The following is a 25,720-nucleotide window of genomic DNA, read 5'->3' on the forward strand; positions in this document are numbered from 1 at the left end:
ATGGCACACACAGAACTCGACAGCGTTGCAGAACAACATAACGAACCGTTCTACTGGCTGAACGAGGACAGTAGGGAGTTTCTCAGAGAGGGATACCTGCTTGAGGGCGTCGACGCGGAAGAGAGAGTCAGACAGATAGCGGAGCGCGCCGAAGAGATCTTGGGTGAGGAGGGCTTCGCGGACAAGTTCTACGAGTACATGAGCCGCGGCTTCTACAGTCTCGCCAGCCCGGTGTGGTCCAACTTCGGACTGGATAGAGGCCTTCCTATCAGTTGCTTCGGCAGCTACATGGAGGATAACATAGAGAGTATTCTCTACACCCAAGCCGAGGTGGGTGAGATGACCAAGCAGGGCGGAGGCACGAGCGGGTACTTCGGTGAACTGCGGCCGCGGGGAAGTCAGATAACGAACAACGGCAAGAGCAACGGGAGTTACAGTTTCACAGAGCTGTTCGATACGATCATCAACGTCATCAGCCAGGGTGAAACCCGGAGGGGGCAGTTCGCCGGCTACATCGATGTCGAACACGATGACTTGGACGAATGGCTCAACATCAAAACCGAAGGGGACCCAGTACAGGACATCTACTACGGCGTCATCATCGGTGACGACTGGTTTCAGGCGATGGTTGACGGCGATGAAGCGAAGCGAGAGACTTGGGCGGATATCATCGAGACCCGGATCAACATCGGCGTTCCGTATATAATCTTCCGGGGGAACATGAACGAGGGGAAGCCGCAGGTCTACAAGGACAAGGACTACCGGATAAACGCGTCCAACCTGTGTACCGAGATAGCGCTACCAGCCACGGCGGACGAGAGCTTCGTCTGCTGTCTCTCAAGTATGAACGCTCTCCACTACGACGAATGGAAAGACACCGATGCGGTGGAGACTCTGACGCGGTTCCTGGACGCGGTGATGGAGGAATTCATCCAGCGCACGGAAGGGGTACAGTTCATGCAGCGGGCTGTGCGGTTCGCGAAGAGACACAGAGCGATAGGGATCGGCGTCCTCGGGTGGCACAGCTACCTCCAGAGCAACATGATCCCCTTCGACAGCATGGAGGCGATGGAAAAGAACGGGGAGATGTTCCGGACCATCAAAGAGCGGAGCTACGAGGCGAGTGAAGCGCTTGCCGATGAGTTCGGGGAGCCAGAGGTTCTCGAGGGCTACGGCAGGCGGAATACGACGACGATGAGCGTGGCGCCGACGAAATCGAGCAGCGTCATTCTGGGGCAGGTCAGTCCGAGCATCGAGCCGCTGAAATCGAACTACTTCGTGCGAGACGGTGCGAAGCTAAAGTCGACGCAAAAAAACAGATTCCTTCAGGCGCTACTGGCGGAGCGGGGCAAAGACACCCGCGAAGTGTGGGACAGTATCGCCAATAAGGACGGGAGCGTTCAACATCTCGAGTGTCTGACGGACGAAGAGAAAGAGGTGTTCAAGACCTTCGCCGAGATACCGCAGATGGCGATCATCAATCAGGCAGCACAGAGACAGAAACACATAGACCAAGCACAGAGCGTGAACATCTCGATCGATCCGAGTGAAGTGAGCGTCAAGGAGATCAATCAGCTCTACATAAAAGCTTGGAAGAAGGGCGTCAAGAGCCTCTACTATCAGCACAGCGTGAATGCCGCACAGAAATTCAGTCGGGATATTCTCGAGTGTAGGGCCTGTGAGAGCTGATCGCCACTCGTAGCGGCCCGCCTCCCGTCTCGGTCACTCCGTCTCCGACTCCAGATCGATGTTCCGGTCCTCCTCGAGGTGGACGTCTTCGGCTCTGGGAACGTCAGCGATCCGTGCGGCGGCGCGATCGTGGTGGCGGCGAGCTTCTCCGTCGACGATGTGTGGCACCCGCGAGTCGGGCTCATGTCCCCGGGCGCTCGCTCTCGGCCTCCAGCTCGATGTCCCGCTCGGCCTCGCGGGTCTCCTCCTCCTCCTGCCGGGCGAGGTCGACGTCGCGGGCCGTGTCCGCGTCGCGGGTCTCGTCGGTCCGCAGGTCGCTGTCGGCGACCGTGTCGAGCTGTTCGAGGGCGCTCTCGATGTCCTCCAAGCCGAGCATCTTCTCGGTCTCCTCGTCGAACTCCAAGCTCTCTAACCCCTCCATCTGCTGGACGTCGGAGCCGGAGAGGGCCTTGCCGTAGCGGCCGACGAGGCTGGTGAGTTCCTGCGGGAGGACGAACGTGGTGGACTCGCCTTTGCCGATCGCTTCGAGCGTCTCCATCCCGCGCTCGATGATGGCGCGCTCGCCCATCGACTCGGCGGAGCGCGCGCGCAGCACCGTCGAGATCGCGTCCCCCTGCGCCTCGAGGATCTGGCTCTGTTTCTCCCCCTGCGCGCGGATGATGTTCGACTGCTTGTCACCCTCCGCCTGCTCGATCGCCGAGCGGCGTTCCCCCTGCGCCTCGAGGATCATCGCGCGGCGGCGGCGCTCGGCGCCGGTCTGCTGCTCCATCGCGCGCTGGACCTCCTGCGAGGGGCTCACCTCGCGCACCTCGACGGCCTCGACGCGGATCCCCCACTCGTCCGTCGGCTCGTCCAACTCCTCGTTGATGCGGTCGTTGATCTGGTCGCGCCGGGAGAGCGTGTCGTCGAGCTCCATGTCGCCGAGGACGGCCCGGAGGGTGGTCTGTGCGAGGTTCGAGACGGCCTTCTTGTAGTCGTCCACCTCGAGGAACGCCTTCTTGGCGTCCATCACCTTGATGTAGACGACCGCGTCCGCCGTCACCGGCGAGTTGTCCCGCGTGATCGCCGACTGGCTCGGCACGTCGATCGTCTGCGTCCGCATGTCGAACGCGTACGTCCGGGAGACGAACGGCGGAATAACGTGGACCCCCGGCTCGAGCAGCTTCCGGTACTCGCCGAACACCGTGAGCGTCTTCTTCTCGTAGGCGTCGACGATCTCGACCGCGCTGACGACCGTGACGGCCGCCAGCAACACGGCGAGCGCGCCCACGCCGAAGACGAGGCTCTGGCTGAGGAGGGCGAACCCGACGAGCAGGGCGGCGCCGAGCGCGGTGTACTGCCAGACCGCGTCCGGAATGCCGCCCACTGCGTCCTCCAGCTCGAGGGTGTCGCCGCGCGGACCTTGGGTTCCCATAGCCGAACTTACGGTTCGACGCTGTTAACGGTTCGCACGAGTCGAGTGAGGGAGGCGACGAGTGACCTCGAACCGCGTCGCCGTCTCCCAGAAACCGGTAACGTCGGCGACTGCGGTCGTTTTTAAATACGTAGCGGACACACTCTCTCTCATGCCATCCGACGAGGACGACCCCGACCGCCAGTTCCGCACCCGAAGCGTCCACGCGGGATCGGACCCGGACCCCGCGACCGGCGCCCGCGCCACGCCCATCTACCAGACGACCTCCTACGAGTTCGAGGACGCCGACCACGCCGCCCGCCTGTTCGCGTTAGAGGAGGCCGGCAACGTCTACTCCCGGATCATGAACCCGACGAACGCCGCCCTCGAGGAGCGGATCGCCTCCCTCGAGAACGGCGTCGGCGCCGTCGCCACGTCCTCCGGGATGGCGGCGCTCGACCTGGCGACGTTCATGCTCGCGTCCGCGGGCGACAATATCGTCTCGTCGTCCGCCCTGTACGGCGGCACCTACACGTACTTCACTCACTCCGTCGAGCGGCGCGGCGTCTCGACCCGCTTCGTCGACCCGCTCGACTACGAGGGGTACGCCGACGCGATCGACGAGAACACCGCCTACGTCCACCTCGAGACCATCGGGAACCCCGCCCTCGTCACGCCGGACATCGAGCGGATCGCCGACATCGCCCACGACCACGGCGCCCCGCTGTTCGTCGACAACACGTTCGCGACGCCCTATCTGTGCCGCCCGCTCGACCACGGCGCCGACCTCGTCTGGGAGTCGACGACGAAGTGGCTCACCGGCAACGGCACCACGGTCGGCGGAATCTTAGTCGACGGCGGCTCCTTCCCGTGGGCCGAGCACGCCGAGAAGTTCCCGGAGATCGCGCAGGACAACCCCGCGTACCACGGGATCAACTTCGTCGAGGCGTTCGGCGACGCGGCGTTCACCTTCGCGGCGACGACCCGCGGACTGCGCGACCTGGGCGACCAGCAGTCGCCGTTCGACGCGTGGAACACCCTCCAGCAGACGGAGTCGCTCCCGCTCCGGATGGAGCGCCACTGCGAGAACGCCGGGATCGTCGCCGAGTACCTCGACGAACACGAGGACGTGGCGTGGGTGAACTACCCCGGACTGGAGAGCCACGAGACCCACGAGGAGGCCAGCGAGTACCTATCGGGCGGCTACGGCGGCATGATCACCTTCGGGCTGGAGGGCGGCTACGAGGCCGCGAAGGGCACCGTCGAGAACGCCGACCTCGCCTCGCTGCTCGCGAACGTGGGCGACGCGAAGACGCTCGTCATCCACCCGGCCTCGACGACCCACCAGCAGCTCACCGAGGAAGAGCAGGAGGCCGCTGGCGTCACCGGCGACATGGTGCGGCTCTCCGTCGGTATCGAGGACCCGGCGGACATCGTCGCCGACTTGGAGGCGGCGATCGAGCGCGCGACGGCGTAGGTCGGGACCGCGGCTTCACTCGTGTCGTCGCCGTCGGACTCAGAGATCGTCGGTGTCGAACTTCCAGAGCCCGACCAGCGGCGGCGCAATCGTCCAGAACACGAGCATCGAGATCGCCGATATCTGCTGGTTGACGCCCTCGCCCGAGAGCAACTGATTACCGAGGAACGCGTTGGACAGCAGCTCGACCCCGGTCGTCGGGTTCGCGACCTGCAGGAACACGCTGATCTGCCGCTGGGAGACCGGTAAGGGGTCGATCAGTCCGCTCGCGGCACCGAGGAACTGCCCGGTGACCGCGCCCCACAGCAGCACGAACAGGACGTAGATCGCGACCCCGCCGATGAGTGCCTGTCGCTGCGTCTCGGCGGCCGCCGAGAAGCCGACCGCAATCGCGACGAAGACGACGCCGAGGACCGCGGCGAAGACCGTGTACCCGAGGTACGAGCCGACGTTGAACGCCTGGATGTACCCGAGCTGAGAGAGCGCGAGCAGCACGGCCGCCGGCAGGAGGAAGCCGGCGAACACCGCGAGCGCCAGCGCGCCGCCCCGGCCGACCACCTTCCCGAAGACCACGTCGGCCCGCGAGTGCGGCAGCGACAGAAGCAGCTTCAGCGAGCCCGACTCGCGCTCGCCACTGACGGCGTTGTAGCCGACGACGACCCCGACCAGCGGGACGAGCGTCGTCACGAGGAAGGGGCCGACGGCGACGCTCAACAGGAACTCCGTCGCGAACTGCTCTCCCGGCGGCGAGAAGACGTACGCGAACACGGAGACGAGCACCGAGAACAGCGCCACGAGGGCGATCATCCCCCGCGAGCGAACCGCGTCCTGGAAGTCCTTCTCCGCGATGGCGCCGAGCGTCATTCGGCCACCTCCTCGTCCGCGTCGGCCGCGTCGGGCGTCGTCCCGTCGGACTCCGCCGCGTCGGCCTTCGTCGCGTTGCCCTTCGCCGTGTCGCCCTCTGCCGCGTCCCCCTCCGTGTACGCTAAGAAGAGGTCCTCCAGCGACGCCTCCCGGGTGTGGAAGTCGTCGACGGCGACGCCGGCGTCCTCCAGCGCGGCGATGACGCGGGTCTTCGCGCCGTCGGCGCAGCTCACGACGAGCGCGTCGCCGTCGCGGTCAACGCGGCTGACGCCCTCGACGGCGCGGACCGCCTCGACGGCCGCGCCGATCCCGCCGTCCGCCCCGCCGACGGCGATCTCCAGGGTCTCTTCGCCGCCGACGGCCTCGCGGAGCCCCTCGACGGAGTCCTCGGCGACGAGCTCGCCGTTACGGAGGATGCCAACCCGGTCGCAGACGGCGTCGACCTGTTCGAGGATGTGCGAGGAGAAGAAGACGGTCGCGCCGCGGTCGGCCTCGGTCTGAACGATCTCCCGCATCTCCTTCGCGCCCGCGGGGTCGAGCCCGGAGGAGGGTTCGTCGAGGACGAGCAGGTCGGGCTCGCCGACGAGGGCCATCGCGAGCGCCAGCCGCTGGCGCATCCCCTTCGAGTAGCCGCCGGCCTTGCGGTCGGCGTCGTCGAGCAGCCCCACGCGCTCCAACAGGGCGTCGGGGTCGTCGTCGACCTCCTTCGAGCGGACCGCGAATTCGACGTGTTTCCGCCCGGAGAGGCGGTTATACACCGAGAAGCCGTCCGGGAGCACGCCGGTCCGCTGCCGGATCGCGACCCCGTCGCCCGTGGCGTCACGCCCGAGCACGCGCACCGTCCCCGCGGTCGGGCGAACGAGGTCCAGCAGCATGTCGATGGTCGTCGACTTGCCGGCGCCGTTCGGGCCGAGGAATCCGTACACCTCGCCCTCCTGCACGGTGAGGTCGAGGTCACTGACGGCCGTGACATCGCCGAACTCCTTCCGAACCCCGCGCAGTTCGATGGCGGTCATACCCCTCGTTCCCGCGTCTCCGGATAAAGGGTTGCGGGTCGGTGCGAGGAGCCGTGCGCGGTGAGCGCCCGAAAGACGGTAACCAAATCGAATCGGGTGACAGCGACGCGTCGATGTCGCGAGTCAAAACTACTCATTCAGCCGCAATAAAAAATGTTAGACAGATCTCTGACTATTTCTCGGATTACACCATCGGAGCCTCCGTGAGAGATCGCGGGACTTCTGAATCTCAAAAATCGCTAGACTGCGACGCTGTCCACACTAAGCACAAAATTTAATTGTTTATCCTTACCATGTCAGATGGGATGGATCCGACAGCACTCCAAGCGACTGTTCAGTTCGCGCACAGTCCCCTACTAACATTTATAATAGGATTGATAATTGTCATCGCGCTGCTCGTGTGGTTGGACCTTCCGGCGTTCATCGGGCTGATCATCTCTGCGTTCTTGGTCGGCGTGGTGAACACGGTGTTCGTCGCGGACTTCACCGCCGCCGACGCCGGCAGTCAGGTCGCGACGGCGTTCGGGAACGGGATGGCGGGGATCGGGATCCCGATCCTCATGGCCGCGGTCATCGGGAAGGGAATGCTGGAGAGCGGCGCGGCCCAACGGATCGTCCGCGGCTTCCAGAACGTGCTCGGCGAGAGCAACTCCGACGTGGCGCTGCTCGGAAGCAGTTCGGTGCTGGCGATCCCGGTGTTCTTCGACAGCGTGTTCTACCTAATGGCGCCGCTCGCGCGCTCGATGCGGGCTCGCGTCGGCCGCGACTACACGCTGTTCATCGTCGTCGTCGGCGCGGGGGCCGCGACGACGCACGTGTTCGTTCCGCCCACGCCCGGCCCGCTCGCGGTCGCCGACCAGATCGGGAGCAACCTGGGGACGACGATCATCGTCGGACTGGTAACCGCCATCCCGGCGGCGATCATGGCCGGACTCGTCTACGGTCGCTGGATCAACAACCGGCTCGACATCCCGCTGCGGGACACGATGGCGACCTCGACGGAGGAGCTGCAGGAGGTCGCCGACCGACCGACCAGCGAACTCCCGAGCGTGCTCGAGTCGCTGGCGCCGATCCTGCTGGCCGTCCTGCTGATCGCGTCCTCGACGTTCGTCAACACGTTCCAAGACGTCGCTCCGGCCCTGGCCTCGCTGCAGCCCATCACCGACTTCCTCGGGAACAAGAACGTCGCGCTGACGATCGCCGCGCTCGCGGCCGCGTACACGTTCTACCGCTTCGACGAGATGGACCAGAGCGAGTGGAGCGAGGAGCTCACGGAGGCCCTGAAAAGCGGCGGGAACATCGCCGCGATCACGGCGGCTGGTGGGGCGTTCGGCGCGCTGCTCGCCGCCTCCGGGATCGGTGACTACCTGGCCGGCGCGCTCCAGGAAGTGGGGATCGGCCTGCTCATCACGGCCTGGCTCATCGCCGCGATCGTGCGCATCGCGCAGGGGTCGGCCACGGCCGCGATGCTGACCGCCGCGGGGATCATGGCCCCGCTCACCGGGCAGCTGACCGTCCACCCGGCCTACCTCGTGATGGCGATCGGCGCCGGCGGAAACATCTTCTCGTGGTTCAACGACTCCGGCTTCTGGCTCGTCAGCGAGATCGGGGGGCTCACCAAGCGGGAGACGCTGCAGACGTGGACCGCCCTCACGACGATCATCTCCGTGACGGGGCTCATCACGGTGCTGATCGTCTCCACGATCCTCCCGCTCGCCTGACGGCTCGGCCGACCCGTTTTCCGAGCGGTTTTTTTTACGACCGCCGTCCTCACCGACCGCTCCGCCGCTACTCGTCGCCCTCGGGCGGCCACGGCACTCCGCGGTCAGCGAGCAGGTCGGCGAACGCGTCCTCGTCGAGCACCGGCACGCCCTCGCCGTCGGCGTCGTCCCGCTTCGACCGCCCGGGGTTCTCGCCGGCGACGAGGTAGTCGGTGTTCCCGGAGACGCTCGACGTGGCGTTCGCCCCGTGCGCCTCCACGTGCGCCTGCGCCTCGCCCCGCGTCGTCGACAGCGACCCGGTGAAGACGAACGTGAGCCCGTCGAGCGCGTCGCCCGTTTCGACGTCGACCGATTCGGGCTCGGCGCCGCGCTCGCGGAGCCCCTCGATGGCCGCCCGGTTCTCCTCGTTGTCGAGGAACGTCCGGATCGATTCGGCCACCTCGGGACCGACGTCGTCCACCTCCCGCAGCGCCGCCTCGTCGGCGTCGAGGAGGGTGTCGAGGTCGCCGAACTCCGCCGCGAGCGCGCGGGCGGTCGTCGCGCCCACGTCGGGGATCCCGAGCCCGGCGAGGAACGCGTCGAGTGGGGGCTCCTTCGTCGCCTCCAGCTCGGCGACGAGGTTCTCGGCGCTCGTCTCGCCCCACCCCTCCAGCGCGGCGAGCTGCTCGGCGGTCAGGTCATACAGGTCAGGTAGCGACTCCACCAGGCCGGCCTCGCGGAGCTGCTCGACGCGCTCGGGCCCCAGCCCCTCGACGTCGAGCGCGTCCCGTCGCGCCCAGTGTTCGACCGCCCGCTCCAGCTGCGCCGAGCAGCCGAGCCCGCCGGTGCAGAAGGCGAGCGGGCCGTCGCGTTCGACCGGGGCGCCGCAGACGGGACACGTCTCGGGGAATTCGTAGCTCCCCTCGGAGCGCTTCTCGACGACCTCCGGGACGTACGGGATCACGTCGCCGGCGCGGTAGATCCGCACGCGGTCGCCGACGTTCACGCCGAGCGCCTCGATCTCGGCGGGGTTGTGGAGGGTCGCCCGCGAGACGGTGACGCCGCCGACGTCGACGGGGTCGAGCTCGGCCACGGGCGTGAGCCGCCCCGTCCGGCCCACCTGCACGGTGATCCCCTCGACGGTCGTCGTCGCGGTGCGGGGCGGGAACTTGTAGGCGAACGCCCAGCGCGGCGCCCGCGACGTCGACCCGAGCGCCTCGCGGTGGGCCCGGTCGTCGGCCGCGATCACGACGCCGTCGATCTCGTAGTTCAGGTCGTCGCGCTCGGCCATGAGGCGGTCGCGGTACTCGATCGCGCCCTCGATGTCGTCGACGCGCTCGACCCGGTCGGCGCGGCGGAGCCCGAACGCGTCGAACGCGTCGAACTCCGCCCAGTGGGTGTCGGGGCGCTCCGGGGGGTCAGATTCTTGATCACCGGTCTCCCACGCCAGCACGTCGAAGAAGAAGACGTCTAAGGGGCGCTCGGCGACGACCGCGGGGTCGAGCTGGCGGAGGGTGCCGGCCGCGGCGTTGCGCGGGTTGGCGAACGGCTCCTCGCCGCGCTCCATCAGGTCCTCGTTGTACGCCTCGAACGCGTCGCGGGGCATGTAGGCTTCGCCCCGGACCGCCAGCCGGTCGGGCGGGTCGCCGCGGAGCTTCCCCGGGACCGATCGGATCGTCCGCACCTGCTCGGTGACGTCGTCGCCCTCGGTCCCGTCGCCGCGGGTGGCGGCGCGAGCGTAGACGCCGTCCTCGTAGATCACCTCGATCGAGAGCCCGTCGAACTTCGGCTCGCAGACGTAGGCCACCTCGTCGGGGTCGACCCCCTCGGCGTCGAGTCCCCGCCGGACGCGCTCGTCGAACTCCCGCACTGCGTCTGCCTCCGTCGCGTTGTCGATGGAGCGCATCGGCGCGACGTGCTCGACGGTCTCCAGCCCGTCGAGCGGCTCGCCGCCGACGCGGCGCGTGGGCGAGTCCTCGGTCGGGAGGTCGAACGCGTCCTCCAGCTCTCGCAGGCGCGCGAACAGCCGGTCGTACGCCTCGTCGGAAATGAGGGGATCGGCCTCGACGTAGTACCGGTGATCGTGCTCCCGGATCGCGGCCCGGAGGAGCGACGCCTGCTCGGCGGCGGCCTCGACCGAGAGCTCCTCAACCGGCTCGAAGTCGGTCGAGGGCGCCTCGACGTAGGGGTTCTCGGCGGGGTCCGCGTGCCGGGTCGACGGCCCGGATTGCGCGCTCGTCATCGGCCGACACTTGCGGCGGCTCGGGTTAAAAACGACCGTTTGCGGGCGGTCGACCGCGCGGCGGGAACGTCGCTCGACCGGCGTCGCGGGCGGCGGTCGCGCGTGCCTACGCGACCCGATCGCCGCGAGCGAACACCGCCTCCGGGTCCTGCCACGCCTCGACGTCCTCGGTCGGGTCGGCGTCGAGGAGGACGAGGTCGGCTTGGTACCCCTCAGCGACCCGGCCGATGTCGTCGAGCCCGAGCAGGTCCGCGGCGTTGACGGTGGCGGCCTCCAGCGCGGCCTCGGGCGAGAGGCCGTAGTCGACCATGTACGCGAGCTCCTGCGGGATCTCCTCGAAGAAGTTGAACGGCGTGCCCGCGTCGGTCCCCATCGCGATCGGGACGCCGGCGTCGAGCGCGTGGTCCCACGCGTCGTCGAAGCGGTCGGCGGCGTCCTCGGCCTTCGCGACGGCGTCCTCCGGGATCCCGGCCTCGACGCCGTTGTCGACGATGCCGCGGAGCGCGCTCGCGGTCGGCACCCAGTAGGTGCCGCGGTCGGCCATCATCTCGGCGGCCTCCCGGTCCATGAACGTCCCGTGCTCGACGCTCGTGATCCCGGCCTCGACCGCGTTCTTGATCCCTTCCTCGCCGTGGGCGTGGGCCGCGGTCGGGGTATCGGTCGGCGCGGCCGCGCCGGTGAACGCGGCGAGCTCCTCGGGGGTGAGTTCGGGGGCCCCCGTCACCGCGCCCTCGGTGAGGACGCCGCCGGTGGCCATGCACTTGAGCACGTCTGCGCCCGCCTTCAGCTGCTCGCGGGCCGCCTTCCGGACCTCGGCCGGTCCGTCGGCCTCGCGGCCGAACCAGTTGCCGTGGCCGCCGGTCATGATCACGTTGCGGCCGCACGCGACGACCCGCGCGCCGTCGATGTCGCCGACGGCGACCGCCTCGCCGGCGTCGAGCGCGAGCGTCCCCCGGCTCCCGAGGTCGCGGACGGTCGTGACGCCGGCCTCGACCGCCGCCCGCAGGTTGCTGGCGGCCCGGTAGCTCGCGGTGTAGTCGCTGTCGGAGACCGCGGTCGAGACGTCCGGTCGCCCGTCCATCATCACGTGGACGTGCGCGTCGATCAGCCCCGGCGCGACGACCTTCCCGCCGGCGTCGACTTCGGTGACTCCGGCGTCGCCACTCCCGTCGCCGCGCTCCGCGACCGCCTCGTCGACCGCCTCGTCGACCGCCGCCGCGTCGCCGACCGCGACGATCTCGCCGTCCGCGACCGCCACGTCGGCCTCGCGACTCCCGTCTACGTCCGCAACGCGTCCGCCTCTGATCACGTGCATACCCGTATGAGAGACCGTTCGACGGGTAAACGCTCGGGTCCCGGTAGTCCCGATCGGACGTCCGCGAACTCGTGTCACCCACCCATATATATAACCGGGTGGCCGGCGATCCGCCGACCATGGGAACGACTGACAAACCTGACCGCGGCGGGCTGTACGAACGCCGGATCGGAACGCCGACGACGAACGACGAGGTGAACGGCTACTGGCTGTTCGGGTTCGGCGTGCTGCTCGGGCTGGCGGGCGTCGCGCTGTTCTTCCTCACCGAGGCGGCGACGGCCACCCGCGGCATCGCGTACGCGCTGACGGCGCTGGCGCCCCCGTTCGTCATGCTCGGGGCCGTGATCCGGTTCCCGCTCCGTCGAGCGGGGACGTACCTCGGGTACCTCGGAACGGCGGTGAGCGTCCTCGGCGTGGTCTGGTTCGTGAACATCTTCCCGGGCGGGTGGTTCACCGCGTCCGGCGATCCGACCGTGATCGCGCTGTACGGCGTCGGGCTGCTCCTCATCGGCCTCGCGGGGACGGTCGTGCCGCTGCTCTCCGACCCGGTGTACGAGGACTACGAGCGGATGCGGGGCGAGGCGGCCGCCGCGACGGCCGAGCGCGACGAGACGAGCGCGGAGCTGGAGGCGACCCGCGAGGAGCTGGCGTCGACGGAAGAGGACCTGGCGTCGGTCCGCGAGGAGCTGGCGTCGACGCGGGAGGAGCTGGCCGCCGCGGAGGGGCGTGCGGCGGACCTCGACGACGAGGCGGCGACCGCGCACGCCGAGGCCGCGTCGCTCCGCGAGAGCAAGGCCCGATTCGAGCTGTTCGAGGACGCGGGCGGGAAGCCGCGCTGGCGGCTCCGCCACCGCAACGGCAACGTCATCGCGACGTCGGGACAGGGGTACAGCAGCCGCGGGAAGGCCCAGAAGGGGCTCCACAGCGTCCGGCGGAACGCGCTCGGCGCCGGGCTCCTCCGGATCGAGACGGCGCCCGAGGAGGGGGAGACCGTCGCCGCGGACGACGGCCCGGAGCCCGAGGACGCGACGGCGCCCGACGTGGCGATCCCGAGCGACGACGAGGGGATCGAGAGCGTGGCGACCTTCGAGCTGTTCGAGGACGCGGGGGGGAAGTGGCGCTGGCGGCTCCGCCACGACAACGGCAACGTCATCGGCGACTCGGGCCAGGGGTACGCCTCGAAGTCGAACGCGGAGCGCGCGCTCGCGCGGGTCCGCGAGCACGTCGCCGCGGCGGACTACCTCCGGGTCGACCCCACGGCCTTCGAGATGTTCCGCGACGCGGGCGGGGAGTGGCGCTGGCGGCTCATCCACGAGAACGGGAACGTGCTCGCCGACTCGGGCCAGGGGTACTCCTCGCGCTCGAAGGCCCGCCAGGGGCTCGACAGCGTGCGGTCGAACGCCGCCGAGGCGGCCCTCGACGACCTCGACGCGGAGGACGGGGGCGACGGGGACGCCGACGAGACCCCGAACGCGACGTTCGAGCTGTACGAGGACAAGGGCGGCGACTACCGGTGGCGGCTCCGCCACCGCAACGGGAACATCGTGGCCGACTCCGGGGAGGGGTACGCCTCCAAGTCGAACGCGCGAGACGCGATCGAGCGCGTCCGCGACTACGCCCCGGACGCCGACGTGCTGGACGTCAGCGACGCCGCCTTCGAGATATACGAGGACGCGGGCGGGGAGTGGCGCTGGCGGCTCCGCCACCGCAACGGGAACATCGTGGCCGACTCCGGGGAGGGGTACGCCTCCCGGTCGAACGCGGTCGAGGCGGTCACGGGCGTGAAGGCGAACGCCCCGGGCGCCGGCGAGGAGACGGTCGCGTAGCCGTCGCGGTCGCCGCCGGCGGTCGACGGCCGTTCACGAGGCCGCGAGCAGCTTCAGCCGCAGCTCGCGCTCGTCGACTTCGTATTTAAATGCTGGGTGGCCGTCGACGAGCACGTACGGGACGCGCTCGCCGTACTCCTCGGCGAGTTCGGGGTCTTCGTCGACGTCGACCATGTCGAGGTCGATCGTCACGTCGAGCCCCGCGGCGGTCTCCTCTATCGTCTCCCGGGCGGCGTCACAGAGCGTGCAGTCCTCGCGGGTGTACACCGTCACCGGGACCGTCGCGTCCGACTCGCTCATGGGCGTCGGTACGGTCGGCGGCGAGGAGTCGCTTTCGGTACGGTCGGCGGGAGTGTCGCTTTCGGTCGGGTGGCTCGGGGAGTCGCGACCGGCGGCTCAGAACACGTCGGGGTCGTCCCCGACCTGTCGCCGCCCGCTGATGATGCTCGGGGTGCCGCCCGTCTGGATGATGTTGAACGCGGTCATCAGGTCCGAGCGAGAGATGATCCCGACGAGTCGCTCCTGCCGGTCGACGACCGGCAGCCGGCCGACGCCGTGCTCCTGCATCGTCTGGAGGGCGGTCATCGCGTCGGTCTCCGGGCCGACCGCGACGACGTTCGTCGCCATCACGTCGCCGACGGTGTACGCGTCGCGCTCCACCTCGCGGACCGACCGCGCGTCTTCCAGGGTCACCATCCCGACGAGATCGTCGCCGCGGAGGACGGGGTAACCGGTGTGCCGCTCCTCGAACATCCGGCTCATCAGGTCGGCGACGGAGGTGTCCTCGCTGACCGTGTGGAGCTCCTCGCGGCCGGTCATCACGTCGCCGACGGTGACGTCCTCGAAGGCGGCCTTCAGGGTCGTCTGCTGGGCCTCCCCGGAGGCGGCGATGTAGATGAAGAAGGCGAGCACGATCAAAAGCAGCTGCAAGTTCAGCAGCCCGATGATCCCCATGATGAACGCGAACGCCTTCCCGACCGCGGCGGCGCGCTGGGTCGCCTGCGCGTGCGGCTGGTTCCGGGCCAACAGCGCCCGGAGGACGCGTCCTCCGTCCATCGGGAAGGCGGGGAGCATGTTGAAGACGGCGAGCACCACGTTCAACAGCGCGAGGTACCCGAACACGAAGAGGACAGCGTCGGACCCGACCGGCGCCAGGGAGTACACGGCGTAACAGCCGATGCCGACCGCGACGCTGACCACCGGGCCGGCGATCGCGATCCAGAACTCGTGTTTCCAGTCCTCGGGGAACTCCGTGAAGCTGGCGAGTCCGCCGAGCAGCCACAGCGTGATCGACTCGATCTCGTAGCCGTACCGCATGGCGACGACCGAGTGGCCGAACTCGTGGAGGAGGACGCCGCCGAACAGGCCCAGCGCGGCCGCCAGCCCGAGCCCCCACGGCGTGAGTCCCCCGGCCAGCGCGGCCGGATCGATCCCGGCGCCGAGCGTCTCGTTCATCACCTCGGCGATCATCTCGACCTGCGAGCCGATGAGGTAGGCGAACAGCGGCAACACGATCAGGAACGTCCAGTTGAGCCTGACCGGGATCCCCAGCGCCGTCCCGATCTTGAGTCCTCGCATGTCCCCGAGTAAGTCGGGTGGGCGGTTAAACGTCCGGGGGCCGGCGGGGCCGGGCGCTCGCGGCGCAGTCGCCCGACGACGCCGAGGGGCGCGGGCGGGTGCACACCGCCGGCGTCGGGAACGCGCGACGCCGACCCTCGTCGCCGTTTATAAACGCCTCGCCGTCGATCGGTCGGTATGGACGACGCAACCGACGACGAGGCGACGGACGCGCCGGGCGGGGTCCTGAAACGCGGCGACGAGATCGGCTACGAGGCGGTCGACGCCGCCGACGGGCTCCGGAAGGGGGTCCTCATCGACGAGTCGGACGGCGCCCCGCACTTCGCGATGCGGCGGTTCGAGCTCGCGCCCGGGGCCTCGGTCCCCCGGCACACGAACGCGGTCGAACACGAGCAGTACGTTCTCGCCGGCGAGTACGCGGTCGGGATCGGCGACGAGGAGCACGTCGTCGCTCCCGGCGACAGCCTCCTGATCCCGGCGGGCGTCGAGCACTGGTACCGGAACGAGGGCGAGGAGCCGGGGGCGTTCATCTGCGCGGTGCCGAACGGCGACGACGAGATCAAACTGGTCGAGTGACCGGACGGGTCGACTGACCCGCCTCGGCCCCGCCGCTCACTCGATGGTCCCGACTCGGTCGGCGACGTAGCCGAACTGGTCGCGGTAGCCGTACGGCGAGAGCAACACGGGGTAGAAGGGCTCGTCGGCGCGGAGCTGCTCGTCGCCGGCGGCCGCGAAGGCCTCGCCGACCTCGACCCGCTCGAAGTTGCGCGCGAACACCTCGTACGTCTCGGCGTTCGGCTTCGGGATCCGGTCGCGGAGCCGGAACACCTCGACGCCGTCGCGGCCGCCCGCGTCGACCGCGTCGTCGGCGCCCGGCGCCGGGAGCGCGCCGGTCGCGGCCAGGAACGCCCGCGTCAGCCAGTAGGCGTTGTCCGCGGCCGCGTCCGACCCCTGCAGGCCGGCCTCCACCTCCAGCGTGTGCGGGTGCTCGATGAGCCGCCCCTCGGTGAACGCGTCGGTCTGGATGACGACGTCCACCGGGAGGTGCGGGGCGACCCCGCGAGCGACCTCGTCCATCGAGTCGATCACCGCGAACGGTTCGGCGGAGGACTGCGTCGAGTGGATCGCGAGGGTCGTGCAGTCGTTCGTCTCGTCGAGGAGGTCGGCGGCGAGCCGCTCCTCGTGGGCATCCGAGTCGGCGTCGCCGGGGAATGCTCGGTTGAGGTCGGTATCGAGGTAGCGCACCCCGGCGTCGAGCGCCGCCTCGTTGGCGACGATCAGCCGCACCGGGCGCTCGACGTCGGGGTCGCTGTCGAGGAGCCGTCGGACTGCGCGGGCGCCGCAGGGCTCGTCGCCGTGGATCGCGCCGACGACCGCGACTTCGGGCTCGCCCTCGCCCAGTTCGTACACGTCCATACCCGTGCGACGCGCTCGGACGGTAAGTCGCGTTCGGATCGCGGACGGGCTCCCGGCCGCCCTCCTCAGTGCCCCTCGTCGATCCGCTCGGCGTACTCGTAGTCCGCGGGGTACGCCTCGGGACGCGCGCCGTCGAGGCGGATCCGCCAGCCGTCGAGGGCGGCGGGGTCGTCAAGCGCGGCCCGGAGCGTCTCCCGAATCTCGTCGACGGCGACGCCGTAGAAGTCGTCCGGGACGCCCCGGAGGTACTGGAGCGCGGTCTCGAACAGCGACCGCATCCCGTCGTCGTTCTCGAAGTCCACGTGCTTGTACGCGCCCGCCGCGACCTGCACCATCCCGTGGAGGTACGCGCTCTCAGTGGTCCCGCTCCCGTAGTTGTACCACTCGTCCTCGAAGCAGTCGTGCGACTCGTGGTACTCGCCGGCGTTGAACAGCCGGACGCCGTGCTCGGTCGCCCGGCGGAGCGTGGCGTGCTCCCAGTGTCCCCCGGCGAGCCGGGCGTCGGCGTCTCCGTCGCCCCCGCTGTCGCCCGGCCGGTCCGACCCCTCGCCGGCCGCGTGCCACCCGGTCGGGTTCCCGAGCGGCGGGGCGACGCCGGGGTCCCGGGTGTGATCGTCCATGCCCGAGTAACGGGCGGCCGGGGTGCTAACGTTTTCGTGCCGGTGGCGGCGGCGTTCCGGTCTCTCCCGCGGCCGCGGTGCCGCGTTCCGACTGCACGAATGTAGAATCCGCACAATATTCATGCGTCTCGGCGGCCTACCCGAGCGTATGCTTGACAGCGACGAGACGGCGTGCGGCCCGATCGACGACGCATCGAAACGCAAGTTCGGGTCGCTGCTCGCGATCGGACAGGGCCTCATCACCGCTGCCGCGCCGGGGCTCAGCGTGGCACTCACGCGGAAACTGCTCGGGATGAACTTCGAGAACGCCGGCGAACTCGAAGCGAGGCCGGCGTACCTCAGGCAGACGCGCGCGCTCGGAATCGGCGTCGCCGCGGCCGGCATCGCCGGGTACGCCATGGAGGTCGCGAGCGACCGCGCCCCCACGAGCGAGGAGCCCGCAGCGGACGACGAGGCCGCCACGGACGGCGACGCCCCCGGGGCGACCGCGTAAGCGACCGCGCCCCGTCGGCGGGATCGAACGCTTCTTTTCCGCGGCCGGCGTCGGACCCGTCGATGGACCTCGGGCTCCCCTTCGCGGTCGGGGCCGCGTTCGTCTGGGGGAGCTACATTTTCGTCTTGAAGCGCTCCTTTTCGGGCTACCCGCCCGCCGGGCTCACGGTGCTGATCAACGCGGCCGCGATCGCGTGGTTCCTCCCCGTGACCGTCGCGACGAACGACCTCGGCGGGGCGGCGCTCGCGGCCGACCCGCTCGCCGCGCCGGGGCGAATCGCTCGGTCGCTGGCGGCGATCGACCCCGCGGCCGTCGCCGTCGTCGCCGGCACCGCGACGGCGACCGCGGCCGCGTTCGTCCTCTTCCTCCGGGCGATCGAGGACGGCGACGTCTCCTACGTGACCCCGATCAACAAGGTGGTCCCGATGTTCGTGCTCCCGCTGGAGGTGCTGCTGCTCGGCGAGGTGCTCGCGCCGATACAGGTGGCCGGGGTCGTCGTCGCCACCGCGGCCGTCTACGTCGCGAACTACGAGCCGGGGAGCCTGCTCGCGCCGCTGGTCGGCGCCGTCCACTCGCGGCCCGCCCAGCTCGCCCTCGTGAGCGCGGCGTGTTACGCCGTCGCCGACCTCGGCAAGCGCGTGGCCCTCCAGGAGCTCGCGATCCCCGGGACGCTGTGGGTGCCCCTGCTCCTCGCGGGCGCCGGCCTCGTGCTGCTTCCGAGCGCGCTCCGGAACCCGCCCGCCGTGACCCGACGCGACGCGCCGAAGTTCCTCGCGGCCGGCGCGATCGTCGCGCTCGGGGAGCACCTGACCACCGTCGCGTTCGCGTCGCTCCCCGCGAGCGTCGCGTCGCCGGTGATCAACACGCAGGCGATTATCGCCGTCGTGCTCGGCGGGGTCGTCCTCGGCGAGCGCTACTTCCGCGTCCGCCTCGTCGCCGCCGCCCTCGCCGTCGTCGGCGTCGCGATGATCGCGCTGTGAGGGCACGGCGAGTCCGCCCGTCCGACTTCGGACATATTCTCATCAGATATCTGGGGTGTATTTAAAAATTTAATATCGGATAAATAAAACAAGCGTCTGCATGCCACAACATACCACACGGCGGAGCGTGCTGAAGGCGATCGGTGCGACGGCGACCGTTCCCGGTATCGTCGGCACCGCCGCGGGGCGCGGGAACGCGCCCACGCCGCGGTTCGCCGCGTTCAACGTGGTCGATTTGGGAACCGGACAGGTACAGGAGAAGGGCGACGAACAGGCGGCGGCCGCCGCCCGCGTGATACAGGAGGTTGACCCAGACGTGCTCGTCGTCAACGAGCTCGCGAACAACCGCCAGGAGGCGACGGTCGACGACAGCGTCCCCGCGGACCAGACGAACATCGAGGCGTTCGTCGACAACTACCTCAGCGAGCCGCAGGAGACGTATCTGGAGGGAATCGACTACGAGTACACACTTCAGCCGAAGAGCAACACTGGGGTTCTTCCCGAGGAGGACTACGACTTCAACAAGGACGGCGTCGCGGGCACGCGGCCGGGAGACGCGTTCGGCTTCGGGAATTATCCCGGTCAGTACGCCTTCGGCATCGCGAGCAAGTATCCCTTCGACGAGGGCGCGATCCGCTCGTTCCAGGAATTTAATTGGGCAGACATGCCGGACAATCTGATCCCGTTCGCAGGCGATGAAGGGGTCGTGACCGAGCCGGGAGAGAACGAAACCGCGATCTATCTGACCGAGGAGGAGCTGGACGTCTTCCGCCTCTCCTCGAAGACCCATATCGACGTGCCGTTCGATGTCGACGGCGACACCGTCCACGGGCTGTTCTCGCACCCGACGCCGCCGGTGTTCGACGGAGTCAACAACTTCAACGGCCGCTGGAATCACGATGAGAACCGATTCTGGGCCGACTATGTCGCCGGCGCAGACTACATCTGCGACGACTCCGGAACAGAAGGCGGGCTTAGCGACGACGCCTCCTACGTTCTCCTCGGCGACATGAACGCCGGACCCGGCGACGAGCCGCTCGATCCGGCGACGAAGTACTTCGTCGATAACGACGACTTCAACAGCCGCAGCCTCCCGACGAGTCCGGGCGGAGCGCAACTGGGCAACCAGTACGCGACCGCGAACTTCGGCGGCGATGGATCCAAGGTCGACTGGGTGCTGCCCTCGCCCGACCTCTCGAAGCGCGCCTCGTCGGTAGTGTGGCCGAATCCGAACGCGAACAAGCGCGGGCTCGCGGACGACGTGGCGACCGCCTCGGACCACCGTCTCGTGTGGGCCGACATCGCCGTACAGCCCGGTTCCTCCGGAAAGGGCCGCGGCCGCGGAAACCGGTGAGTTAAACCACCCGGAGGGCTTGGTGCCGACTGCGTGCGAGGGTAGCCAAGCCCGGAAACGGCGGCGGACTCAAGATCCGCTCCTGTAGAGGTCCGTGGGTTCAAATCCCTCCCCTCGCATCGCCGGGGTCCACCCCCGTGATGCGGAAGACGCTCTCGGAGCGCTCTTCCCTCGCAAAATCTCATACCCGAATCAGTTCCAGCCGCCGGCACAGCCAAGCCCGGAACCGGCGGCGGACTCGAGATCCGCTCCTGTAGAGTTCTCGTGAGCGAGCACCGCGAGCGAACGAGAGCACGCGAGTCGCAGCCGGCGAGCGAAGCGAGCCGGACCGTCTTGCGGCGGTCCGTGGGTTCAAATTCCTTCCCCTCGCATGAGCGCGTCCACAACACGCGAATGCACAGGGGGGAGGATTTGAATCAGGGAGCGCCTCTGGCGCGACCGTGGTTCAAATCCCTCCCCTCGCATCGCCGGGGTCCACCCCCGTGATGCGGAAGACGCTCTCGGAGCGCTCTTCCCTCGCAAAATTCCTTGAACCGACGAGCGACTGCCAGCGACGGCTACGCCGCCGTCGGGCGCTCGCTCCGGTACCGGGCGAGCGCAAGCCCGGCGAAGACGACGATCCCGAGCTGGGCGCCGACGCCGAACGTGGACCCGAGCGTTTGGAGGATCACCACGGCGCCCTGTTGCGGCTCGGCGATCAGGAGCACGACGCCGGTGCCGACGAGGGTCGTGACCGCGGCGGCGAGGCCGGCCGCCAGCGCGATCCGACCGTCGCGCCGCGGATTGTCGCGTCGCCGCCCGACGGCGAACGAGACGCCGAACAGGAGCCCGTAGACGAGCAGAAACGCGACGAACTGCCCGGCGGCGACGTACAGCCCGAGCCTGCGAACCGGCGGCGTCTCTATCGCCGACGACACGAGGAGCGGGGGGAGCCGACGGAGGACGCTCAACGCGAGCGCGACGCCCGCCGCGGCGAGTGGAGGGACTGCTGACAGGTTCATGGGACGGCCACGACTGCTTCCGCGGGGAAGGAGTAGCTTTCGCTCGACGGTCGGCCGACGCTCGCTTGCTGGTCCACCTCACCGTCGATCGCTCCGGCCGTCGGTCGGCTCCGTCTCGTCGACCAGGGTGGATTTTTATCCCCTCCGCTGGAGGCTCTCTCATGACCGAACGGACGCGTCGCGACTGGCTCCGGGTCGCCGGCGGCGTCGGCGTCGCGGGACTCGCGGGGTGCGGCTCGCTCCGCGGCGTCTCTCCGACCGACGGCGACGACGCCGGCTCCGACTTCGACGGGGCCGCCGACCTCCCGCTGAACCTCGCCGACCGACCGCAGTCGCCCGACGGGCTCGCCTCCCAGTTCCGACAGGGGCTCCGGAACCACGGCCACATCGACGCGACGATCCCCGAGACCGTCGAGGTGCGGTGGGCGGTCCCGGCGAACCGCGGTGACCACACCGCCTCGAAGGGGAGCCCCATGCTCGCGCCGTCGGGCGATATCCTCCTCGCCGACGACACGGGCCGCGTCCAGTCGATCGCGACCGACGGGACGGTGAACTGGTCGACCTCCGTCTCCGACGACGACCGCGGGAGCCACGGCACCCCCGCGATCGCCGACGGCACGGCGTACGTGGGGACCTACGACGGCGTCGTCTCCGCCGTCGACGTCGCGAGCGGCGAGATCCTGTGGCAGACCGACGTCGGCGACGCGGCCGCCGCCAGCCCCACCTACCACGAGGGCCGGCTGTACGTCGCCGTCGAGTACGCGACGCCGAGCGGGACCGTCGTCGTCATGGACGCCGACACCGGCGACGTGGAGTGGCGCGACGACCGGCCGACCGACCACCCGCACTCGACGGTCGCCGTCGACCTGGAGCGGGACCGCTTCCTCTTCGGCTCCAACGACGGCCACGTCTACGCGTGGTCCCTCTCTGATCGCGAGCGCGCGTGGGCGTACGACACCGGCGGCGACGTCAAGACGCCGATCGCGGTCAGCCGGGGGATCGCGGTCGTCCCCTCGTGGGCCGGCACCGTCACCGCCGTCGACGTCGCGGACGGCACCGGGCTCTGGGAGTTCGAGACCGACGAGGACGTGTCGCCGACGGCCGACCCCGACCCGATGCGGACGGGCGGGCTCATGTGCGCGCCCGCGGTCCACGACGGGACGGTGTACGTTGGCAGCCACGACACCAACGCGTACGCGATCGACCTCGCGACCGGCGAGGAGCTGTGGTCGACCCCCACCGGCGGCCTGATCACGGGCAGCGTCACGGCGACGAACGAACACGCCCTCGTCGGCTCGTACGACGCGAACCTCTACGCGCTCGACCGCGCGGACGGCTCGGTCGCGTGGACGGTCGAGGGGCGGGGGGAGGTGACCAGCGCGCCGCTCGTCACCGACGACGCGATATACTACGCCGAGCGCGCCCCGGAGGGCTCCGGCGAGGCGGGGATGTGCTACAAGCTCGCCGCGCCGGAGTGAGGCGGCGGCAGCCGGAGACGAGCCCTCCGGTGCGCCGCGCGGAAACGTCACGAACGTCCACTCGAAACGGAGGGTCCGAAACGGTTTTGCCGGCCCCTGACGGACGGTCGATATGCCAACGGATCCCGACACAGGGTACGACCCGTCGCTGGGTCGGAAGTTCGTGTTCGTCACCGGCGGCGTCATGTCCGGGCTGGGGAAGGGGATCACCGCCGCCAGCACCGGGCGGCTCCTCGCGAACGCGGGCTTCGACGTCACCGCGGTGAAGGTGGACCCCTATCTCAACGTCGACGCCGGGACGATGAACCCGTACGAGCACGGCGAGGTGTACGTCTTAAAAGACGGCGGCGAGGTCGACCTCGACTTGGGCAACTACGAGCGCTTCCTCGGCACCGACATGACGTTCGACCACAACGTCACGACGGGGAAGACGTACCAGCACGTCATCGAGCGCGAGCGCGCCGGCGACTACCTCGGCAAGACCGTCCAGATCATCCCGCACGTCACCGACGACATCAAGCGGCGCATCCGCGAGGCCGCCGAGGGCTCCGACGTCTGTCTCATCGAGATCGGCGGCACGGTCGGCGACATCGAGTCGATGCCGTTCTTGGAGGCGCTCCGCCAGTTCGCCCACGAGGAGGACGACGAGGACATCCTCTTCACCCACGTCACGCTCGTCCCCTACTCGAAGAACGGCGAGCAGAAGACGAAGCCCACCCAGCACTCGGTGAAGGAACTGCGGTCGATCGGGCTCCAGCCGGACATCCTCGTCGGCCGCTCCGAGGACCGGCTGGACCCGGAGACGAAAGAGAAGATCGCCTTGTTCTGCGACGTGCCGACGGACGCCGTCTTCTCGAACCCCGACGTCGAGGACATCTACCACGTCCCGCTGATGGTGGAAGACGAGGGGTTAGACGAGCACGTGATGGAGCGGCTCGGGCTGGGCGACGAGGCGCTTCCGAAGGCCGAGCGCTCGACGGAGTGGCGCGAGCTGGTCACCCGCGACCGCGACCGCGAGATCGACGTCGCCCTCGTCGGGAAGTACGCCTTGGAAGACGCGTACATGTCGATCCACGAGGCGCTGAAACACGCCGGGATCCAGACCGCGACCGAGGTGAACGTGCTCTGGGTCGACGCCGACGAGACCAGCGCGGAACACGAGGAGCGCCTCGCGTCGGCCGACGCGGTCGTCGTCCCCGGCGGGTTCGGCTCCCGCGGCACGGACGGGAAGATCGAGGCGGTCCGGTACGCCCGCGAGAACGACGTGCCCTTCCTCGGGCTCTGCTTGGGCTTCCAGATGGCGGTCGTCGAGCACGCGCGCAACGTGCTCGGGCTGGAGGGCGCGCACTCCGCCGAGATCGACCCGGACACCCCCCACCCCGTCATCGACCTCCTCCCCGACCAGTACGAGACGGAGGACATGGGCGGGACGATGCGGCTCGGCGCCCACGAGACCGACATCGAGCCCGGGACGCTCGCGGAGCGGGTGTACGACGCCGACGCCTGCACCGAGCGCCACCGCCACCGCTACGAGGTGAACCCCGAGTACATCGACGATCTGGAGGCCGACGGGCTGACGTTCTCCGGGCGCGCCGACAACCGGATGGAGATCTTAGAGCGCCCGGACCACCCGTTCTTCTTCGGGACGCAGGCGCACCCCGAGTTCCGGTCGCGGCCGGACCGCGCGAGCCCGCCGTTCGTCGCCCTCGTCGAGGCGGCGCTGGAATCGACGGACACAACCGAGCGGAACGCGGACGTGAGGCTATAGATGGTCGAGACGGAGGCATTCATCGACGAGGCGATAGCGGAGATCCGGGAGGCGATCGGCGACGCGAACGCCGTGATCGCCCTCTCCGGCGGGGTCGACTCCTCGGTCGCGGCGACGCTCGCGTACGAGGCGGTCGGCGACCAGCTCACCCCCGTCTACGTCGACACCGGGCTGATGCGGAAAGGCGAGACCGACGAGATCCGCGACACGTTCTCGTTCATGGAGTCGCTGCGGGTGATCGAGGCGCAGGACCGCTTCTTCGACCGGCTGGCGGGCGTCACCGACCCCGAGGAGAAGCGCCACGTCATCGGCGAGGGGTTCATCGACGAGTTCGAGACCGTCGCCCGCGACGTCGACGCCGACTACCTCGTGCAGGGGACGATCTACCCCGACCGCATCGAGTCCGAGGGGAACATCAAGTCGCACCACAACGTCGGCGGGCTCCCCGAGGTCGTCGACTTCGAGGGGATCGTCGAACCCGTCCGCGACCTCTACAAGGACGAGGTCCGCGAGGTCGCCCGCGAGCTCGGGTTAGAGGAGATCATCTCCGAGCGCATGCCGTTCCCCGGCCCCGGGCTCGCCGTCCGCATCGTCGGCGAGGTGACCCCGGAGAAGGCCCAGGTCGCCCGCGAGGCGACGCACGTCGTCGAGGAGGAGCTTGAAGAGTACGACCCGTGGCAGGCGTTCGCCGCGGTCCTCGGGAAGGCGACCGGCGTGAAGGGCGACAACCGCGTGCACGGCTGGGTCGTCGCCGTGCGCTCGGTCGAGAGCCGCGACGGGATGACCGCGCGCGCCCAGGAGATCGACTGGAGCACGCTCCAGCGGATCCAGAGCCGGATCACCGGCGAGAACGAGAACGTCGCCCGCGTCGTCTACGACGTGACCCACAAGCCGCCCGCGACGATCGAGTACGAGTGATGGCGGGGACCCCCGCCCGCCCCGACGGCGGCCGCGCCGAGGGCTCGCTCGCCGTCGTCGCCGGCCCCGACGAGCACGGACTCGGCGAGGAGCTCGCCGCGCTCGGCGTCGAGGTCCGCCGGATCGAGGGGCTCGTCACCGCCGACGCGCTCTCCGAGGCCGGGATCGCCGAGGCCGCCTACTTCGTCCTCACCGACGTCGAGGAGGCGACCGGCATCCCGATCGCCAAGGAGCTGAACCCGAACGCCTACGCCGTGACGTACGCCGAGCGGTCGCTGCCGGAGTTCGTCGCCGGCGTCGCCGACCTCGCGATCGACCCGGCCCTGATGGACGCCGCGACCGTCGCCGAGGAGCTGGTCGACGGCGCCGCCGACCGCGCGGCGTAGGCGCCTCGGCGTCGGCGCGTCGCCCGGAGCCGATCACATATCGAACCAAACGGTATTACGCATATTTTATAAATACTAACAGTAGCGATCCGTGAACAACACTCTCAACCCAACGTAGAAAGCATCTCTGGGGTTCGAAATGCCATTTCTTGTGGCGCTATCGCGCCCGCGAATCACATGCGATCGGGACGGGATAACCGAGACCC

23 protein-coding genes and 1 tRNA gene are annotated in these 25,720 nt (G+C 69.1%); 13 read left to right on the top strand and 11 right to left on the bottom strand.

Annotated features, from left to right (window positions below; translation table 11 throughout):
• The gene (locus Hrr1229_RS07500) at positions 1-1,689 is read left to right on the top strand and encodes a ribonucleoside-diphosphate reductase subunit alpha (protein ID WP_123113477.1); all 1,689 of its coding nucleotides are present in this window, start codon (positions 1-3) and stop codon (positions 1,687-1,689) included.
• 33 nt (positions 1,690-1,722) lie between these two features.
• Here Hrr1229_RS07500 and Hrr1229_RS18150 read toward each other — a convergent pair whose 3' ends face one another.
• Both Hrr1229_RS18150 and Hrr1229_RS07505 read right to left on the bottom strand, forming a co-directional pair.
• Entirely contained in the window at positions 1,723-1,857 is a 135-nt protein-coding gene (locus Hrr1229_RS18150; protein ID WP_255212575.1) for a hypothetical protein, read from the bottom strand.
• 13 nt (positions 1,858-1,870) lie between these two features.
• The gene (locus tag Hrr1229_RS07505) at positions 1,871-3,103 is read right to left on the bottom strand and encodes an SPFH domain-containing protein (RefSeq protein ID WP_123113476.1); all 1,233 of its coding nucleotides are present in this window, start codon (positions 3,101-3,103) and stop codon (positions 1,871-1,873) included.
• 151 nt (positions 3,104-3,254) lie between these two features.
• Here Hrr1229_RS07505 and Hrr1229_RS07510 point away from each other — a divergent pair, with 151 nt between their 5' ends.
• Positions 3,255-4,559 (top strand): O-acetylhomoserine aminocarboxypropyltransferase/cysteine synthase family protein, encoded by a 1,305-nt coding sequence (locus Hrr1229_RS07510; protein ID WP_123113475.1) that lies wholly within the window; start codon positions 3,255-3,257, stop codon positions 4,557-4,559.
• A gap of 39 nt (positions 4,560-4,598) precedes the next feature.
• Here Hrr1229_RS07510 and Hrr1229_RS07515 read toward each other — a convergent pair whose 3' ends face one another.
• Together Hrr1229_RS07515 and Hrr1229_RS07520 are read right to left on the bottom strand one after the other, a co-directional pair.
• Positions 4,599-5,423: an ABC transporter permease subunit gene (locus tag Hrr1229_RS07515; protein ID WP_123113474.1), complete on the bottom strand. Its 825-nt coding sequence runs from the start codon at positions 5,421-5,423 to the stop codon at positions 4,599-4,601.
• On the bottom strand, positions 5,420-6,439 hold the full coding sequence (locus Hrr1229_RS07520; RefSeq protein WP_123113473.1) for an ABC transporter ATP-binding protein: 1,020 nt from the start codon (positions 6,437-6,439) through the stop codon (positions 5,420-5,422). The genes Hrr1229_RS07515 and Hrr1229_RS07520 overlap by 4 nt, the downstream gene beginning before the upstream one ends.
• Positions 6,440-6,744: 305 nt before the next feature.
• On the opposite strand from Hrr1229_RS07520, the gene Hrr1229_RS07525 reads away from it, so the two are divergent.
• Positions 6,745-8,160: a gluconate:H+ symporter gene (locus Hrr1229_RS07525; RefSeq protein WP_123113472.1), complete on the top strand. Its 1,416-nt coding sequence runs from the start codon at positions 6,745-6,747 to the stop codon at positions 8,158-8,160.
• Positions 8,161-8,227: 67 nt separating this feature from the next.
• Here the strand turns inward: Hrr1229_RS07525 and ligA are convergent, their stop codons facing one another.
• Positions 8,228-10,381 carry an NAD-dependent DNA ligase LigA gene (gene ligA, locus Hrr1229_RS07530; RefSeq protein ID WP_123113471.1) on the bottom strand — a complete coding sequence of 718 codons (2,154 nt, stop codon included), beginning with the start codon at positions 10,379-10,381 and terminating at the stop codon, positions 8,228-8,230.
• 106 nt (positions 10,382-10,487) lie between these two features.
• Positions 10,488-11,696: an amidohydrolase family protein gene (locus Hrr1229_RS07535; RefSeq protein ID WP_123113470.1), complete on the bottom strand. Its 1,209-nt coding sequence runs from the start codon at positions 11,694-11,696 to the stop codon at positions 10,488-10,490.
• A gap of 119 nt (positions 11,697-11,815) precedes the next feature.
• Here Hrr1229_RS07535 and Hrr1229_RS07540 point away from each other — a divergent pair, with 119 nt between their 5' ends.
• A complete protein-coding gene (locus tag Hrr1229_RS07540) occupies positions 11,816-13,522 on the top strand; it encodes a DUF1508 domain-containing protein (protein WP_123113469.1) in 1,707 nt (568 codons plus the stop codon).
• Between the two features lie 33 nt (positions 13,523-13,555).
• Here Hrr1229_RS07540 and Hrr1229_RS07545 read toward each other — a convergent pair whose 3' ends face one another.
• Complete coding sequence (locus tag Hrr1229_RS07545; protein ID WP_123113468.1) at positions 13,556-13,822, bottom strand: glutaredoxin family protein; 267 nt, start codon at positions 13,820-13,822, stop codon at positions 13,556-13,558.
• A gap of 96 nt (positions 13,823-13,918) precedes the next feature.
• Positions 13,919-15,100, bottom strand: coding sequence for a M50 family metallopeptidase (locus Hrr1229_RS07550; protein WP_123113467.1), 1,182 nt, complete (start codon positions 15,098-15,100; stop codon positions 13,919-13,921).
• Positions 15,101-15,277: 177 nt separating this feature from the next.
• On the opposite strand from Hrr1229_RS07550, the gene Hrr1229_RS07555 reads away from it, so the two are divergent.
• Positions 15,278-15,676 (top strand): cupin domain-containing protein, encoded by a 399-nt coding sequence (locus Hrr1229_RS07555; protein ID WP_123113466.1) that lies wholly within the window; start codon positions 15,278-15,280, stop codon positions 15,674-15,676.
• A 36-nt stretch (positions 15,677-15,712) separates the two neighbouring features.
• Here Hrr1229_RS07555 and Hrr1229_RS07560 read toward each other — a convergent pair whose 3' ends face one another.
• Both Hrr1229_RS07560 and Hrr1229_RS07565 read right to left on the bottom strand, forming a co-directional pair.
• A complete protein-coding gene (locus Hrr1229_RS07560) occupies positions 15,713-16,516 on the bottom strand; it encodes a succinylglutamate desuccinylase/aspartoacylase family protein (protein ID WP_123113465.1) in 804 nt (267 codons plus the stop codon).
• Positions 16,517-16,581: 65 nt separating this feature from the next.
• Positions 16,582-17,136 (bottom strand): DUF309 domain-containing protein, encoded by a 555-nt coding sequence (locus Hrr1229_RS07565; protein ID WP_123113464.1) that lies wholly within the window; start codon positions 17,134-17,136, stop codon positions 16,582-16,584.
• Between the two features lie 148 nt (positions 17,137-17,284).
• Here Hrr1229_RS07565 and Hrr1229_RS07570 point away from each other — a divergent pair, with 148 nt between their 5' ends.
• From Hrr1229_RS07570 to Hrr1229_RS07585, 4 genes are all read left to right on the top strand, one after another.
• On the top strand, positions 17,285-17,629 hold the full coding sequence (locus Hrr1229_RS07570; protein ID WP_255212576.1) for a hypothetical protein: 345 nt from the start codon (positions 17,285-17,287) through the stop codon (positions 17,627-17,629).
• A 62-nt stretch (positions 17,630-17,691) separates the two neighbouring features.
• Positions 17,692-18,609: an EamA family transporter gene (locus tag Hrr1229_RS07575; protein WP_123113463.1), complete on the top strand. Its 918-nt coding sequence runs from the start codon at positions 17,692-17,694 to the stop codon at positions 18,607-18,609.
• Positions 18,610-18,709: 100 nt separating this feature from the next.
• A complete protein-coding gene (locus Hrr1229_RS07580; protein ID WP_123113462.1) occupies positions 18,710-19,963 on the top strand; it encodes an endonuclease/exonuclease/phosphatase family protein in 1,254 nt (417 codons plus the stop codon).
• 35 nt (positions 19,964-19,998) lie between these two features.
• Positions 19,999-20,082 (top strand) — tRNA-Leu (locus Hrr1229_RS07585).
• Between the two features lie 438 nt (positions 20,083-20,520).
• On the opposite strand, the gene Hrr1229_RS07590 is transcribed toward Hrr1229_RS07585, so the two are convergent.
• Complete coding sequence (locus Hrr1229_RS07590; RefSeq protein WP_123113461.1) at positions 20,521-20,964, bottom strand: hypothetical protein; 444 nt, start codon at positions 20,962-20,964, stop codon at positions 20,521-20,523.
• 161 nt (positions 20,965-21,125) lie between these two features.
• Between Hrr1229_RS07590 and Hrr1229_RS07595 the strand changes: the two genes are divergently transcribed.
• From Hrr1229_RS07595 to Hrr1229_RS07610, 4 genes are all read left to right on the top strand, one after another.
• Complete coding sequence (locus Hrr1229_RS07595) at positions 21,126-22,442, top strand: PQQ-binding-like beta-propeller repeat protein (protein WP_123113460.1); 1,317 nt, start codon at positions 21,126-21,128, stop codon at positions 22,440-22,442.
• Between the two features lie 112 nt (positions 22,443-22,554).
• Complete coding sequence (locus Hrr1229_RS07600) at positions 22,555-24,210, top strand: CTP synthase (protein ID WP_123113459.1); 1,656 nt, start codon at positions 22,555-22,557, stop codon at positions 24,208-24,210.
• Entirely contained in the window at positions 24,211-25,128 is a 918-nt protein-coding gene (gene guaA / locus Hrr1229_RS07605) for a glutamine-hydrolyzing GMP synthase (RefSeq protein WP_123113458.1), read from the top strand.
• A complete protein-coding gene (locus Hrr1229_RS07610; RefSeq protein WP_123113457.1) occupies positions 25,128-25,514 on the top strand; it encodes a CTP synthetase in 387 nt (128 codons plus the stop codon). Before guaA ends, Hrr1229_RS07610 begins: the two co-directional genes overlap by 1 nt.
• Positions 25,515-25,720 lie beyond the last annotated feature (206 nt).

It is taken from the genome of Halorubrum sp. CBA1229, assembly GCF_003721435.2.
In the GTDB taxonomy this organism is placed as follows: domain Archaea; phylum Halobacteriota; class Halobacteria; order Halobacteriales; family Haloferacaceae; genus Halorubrum.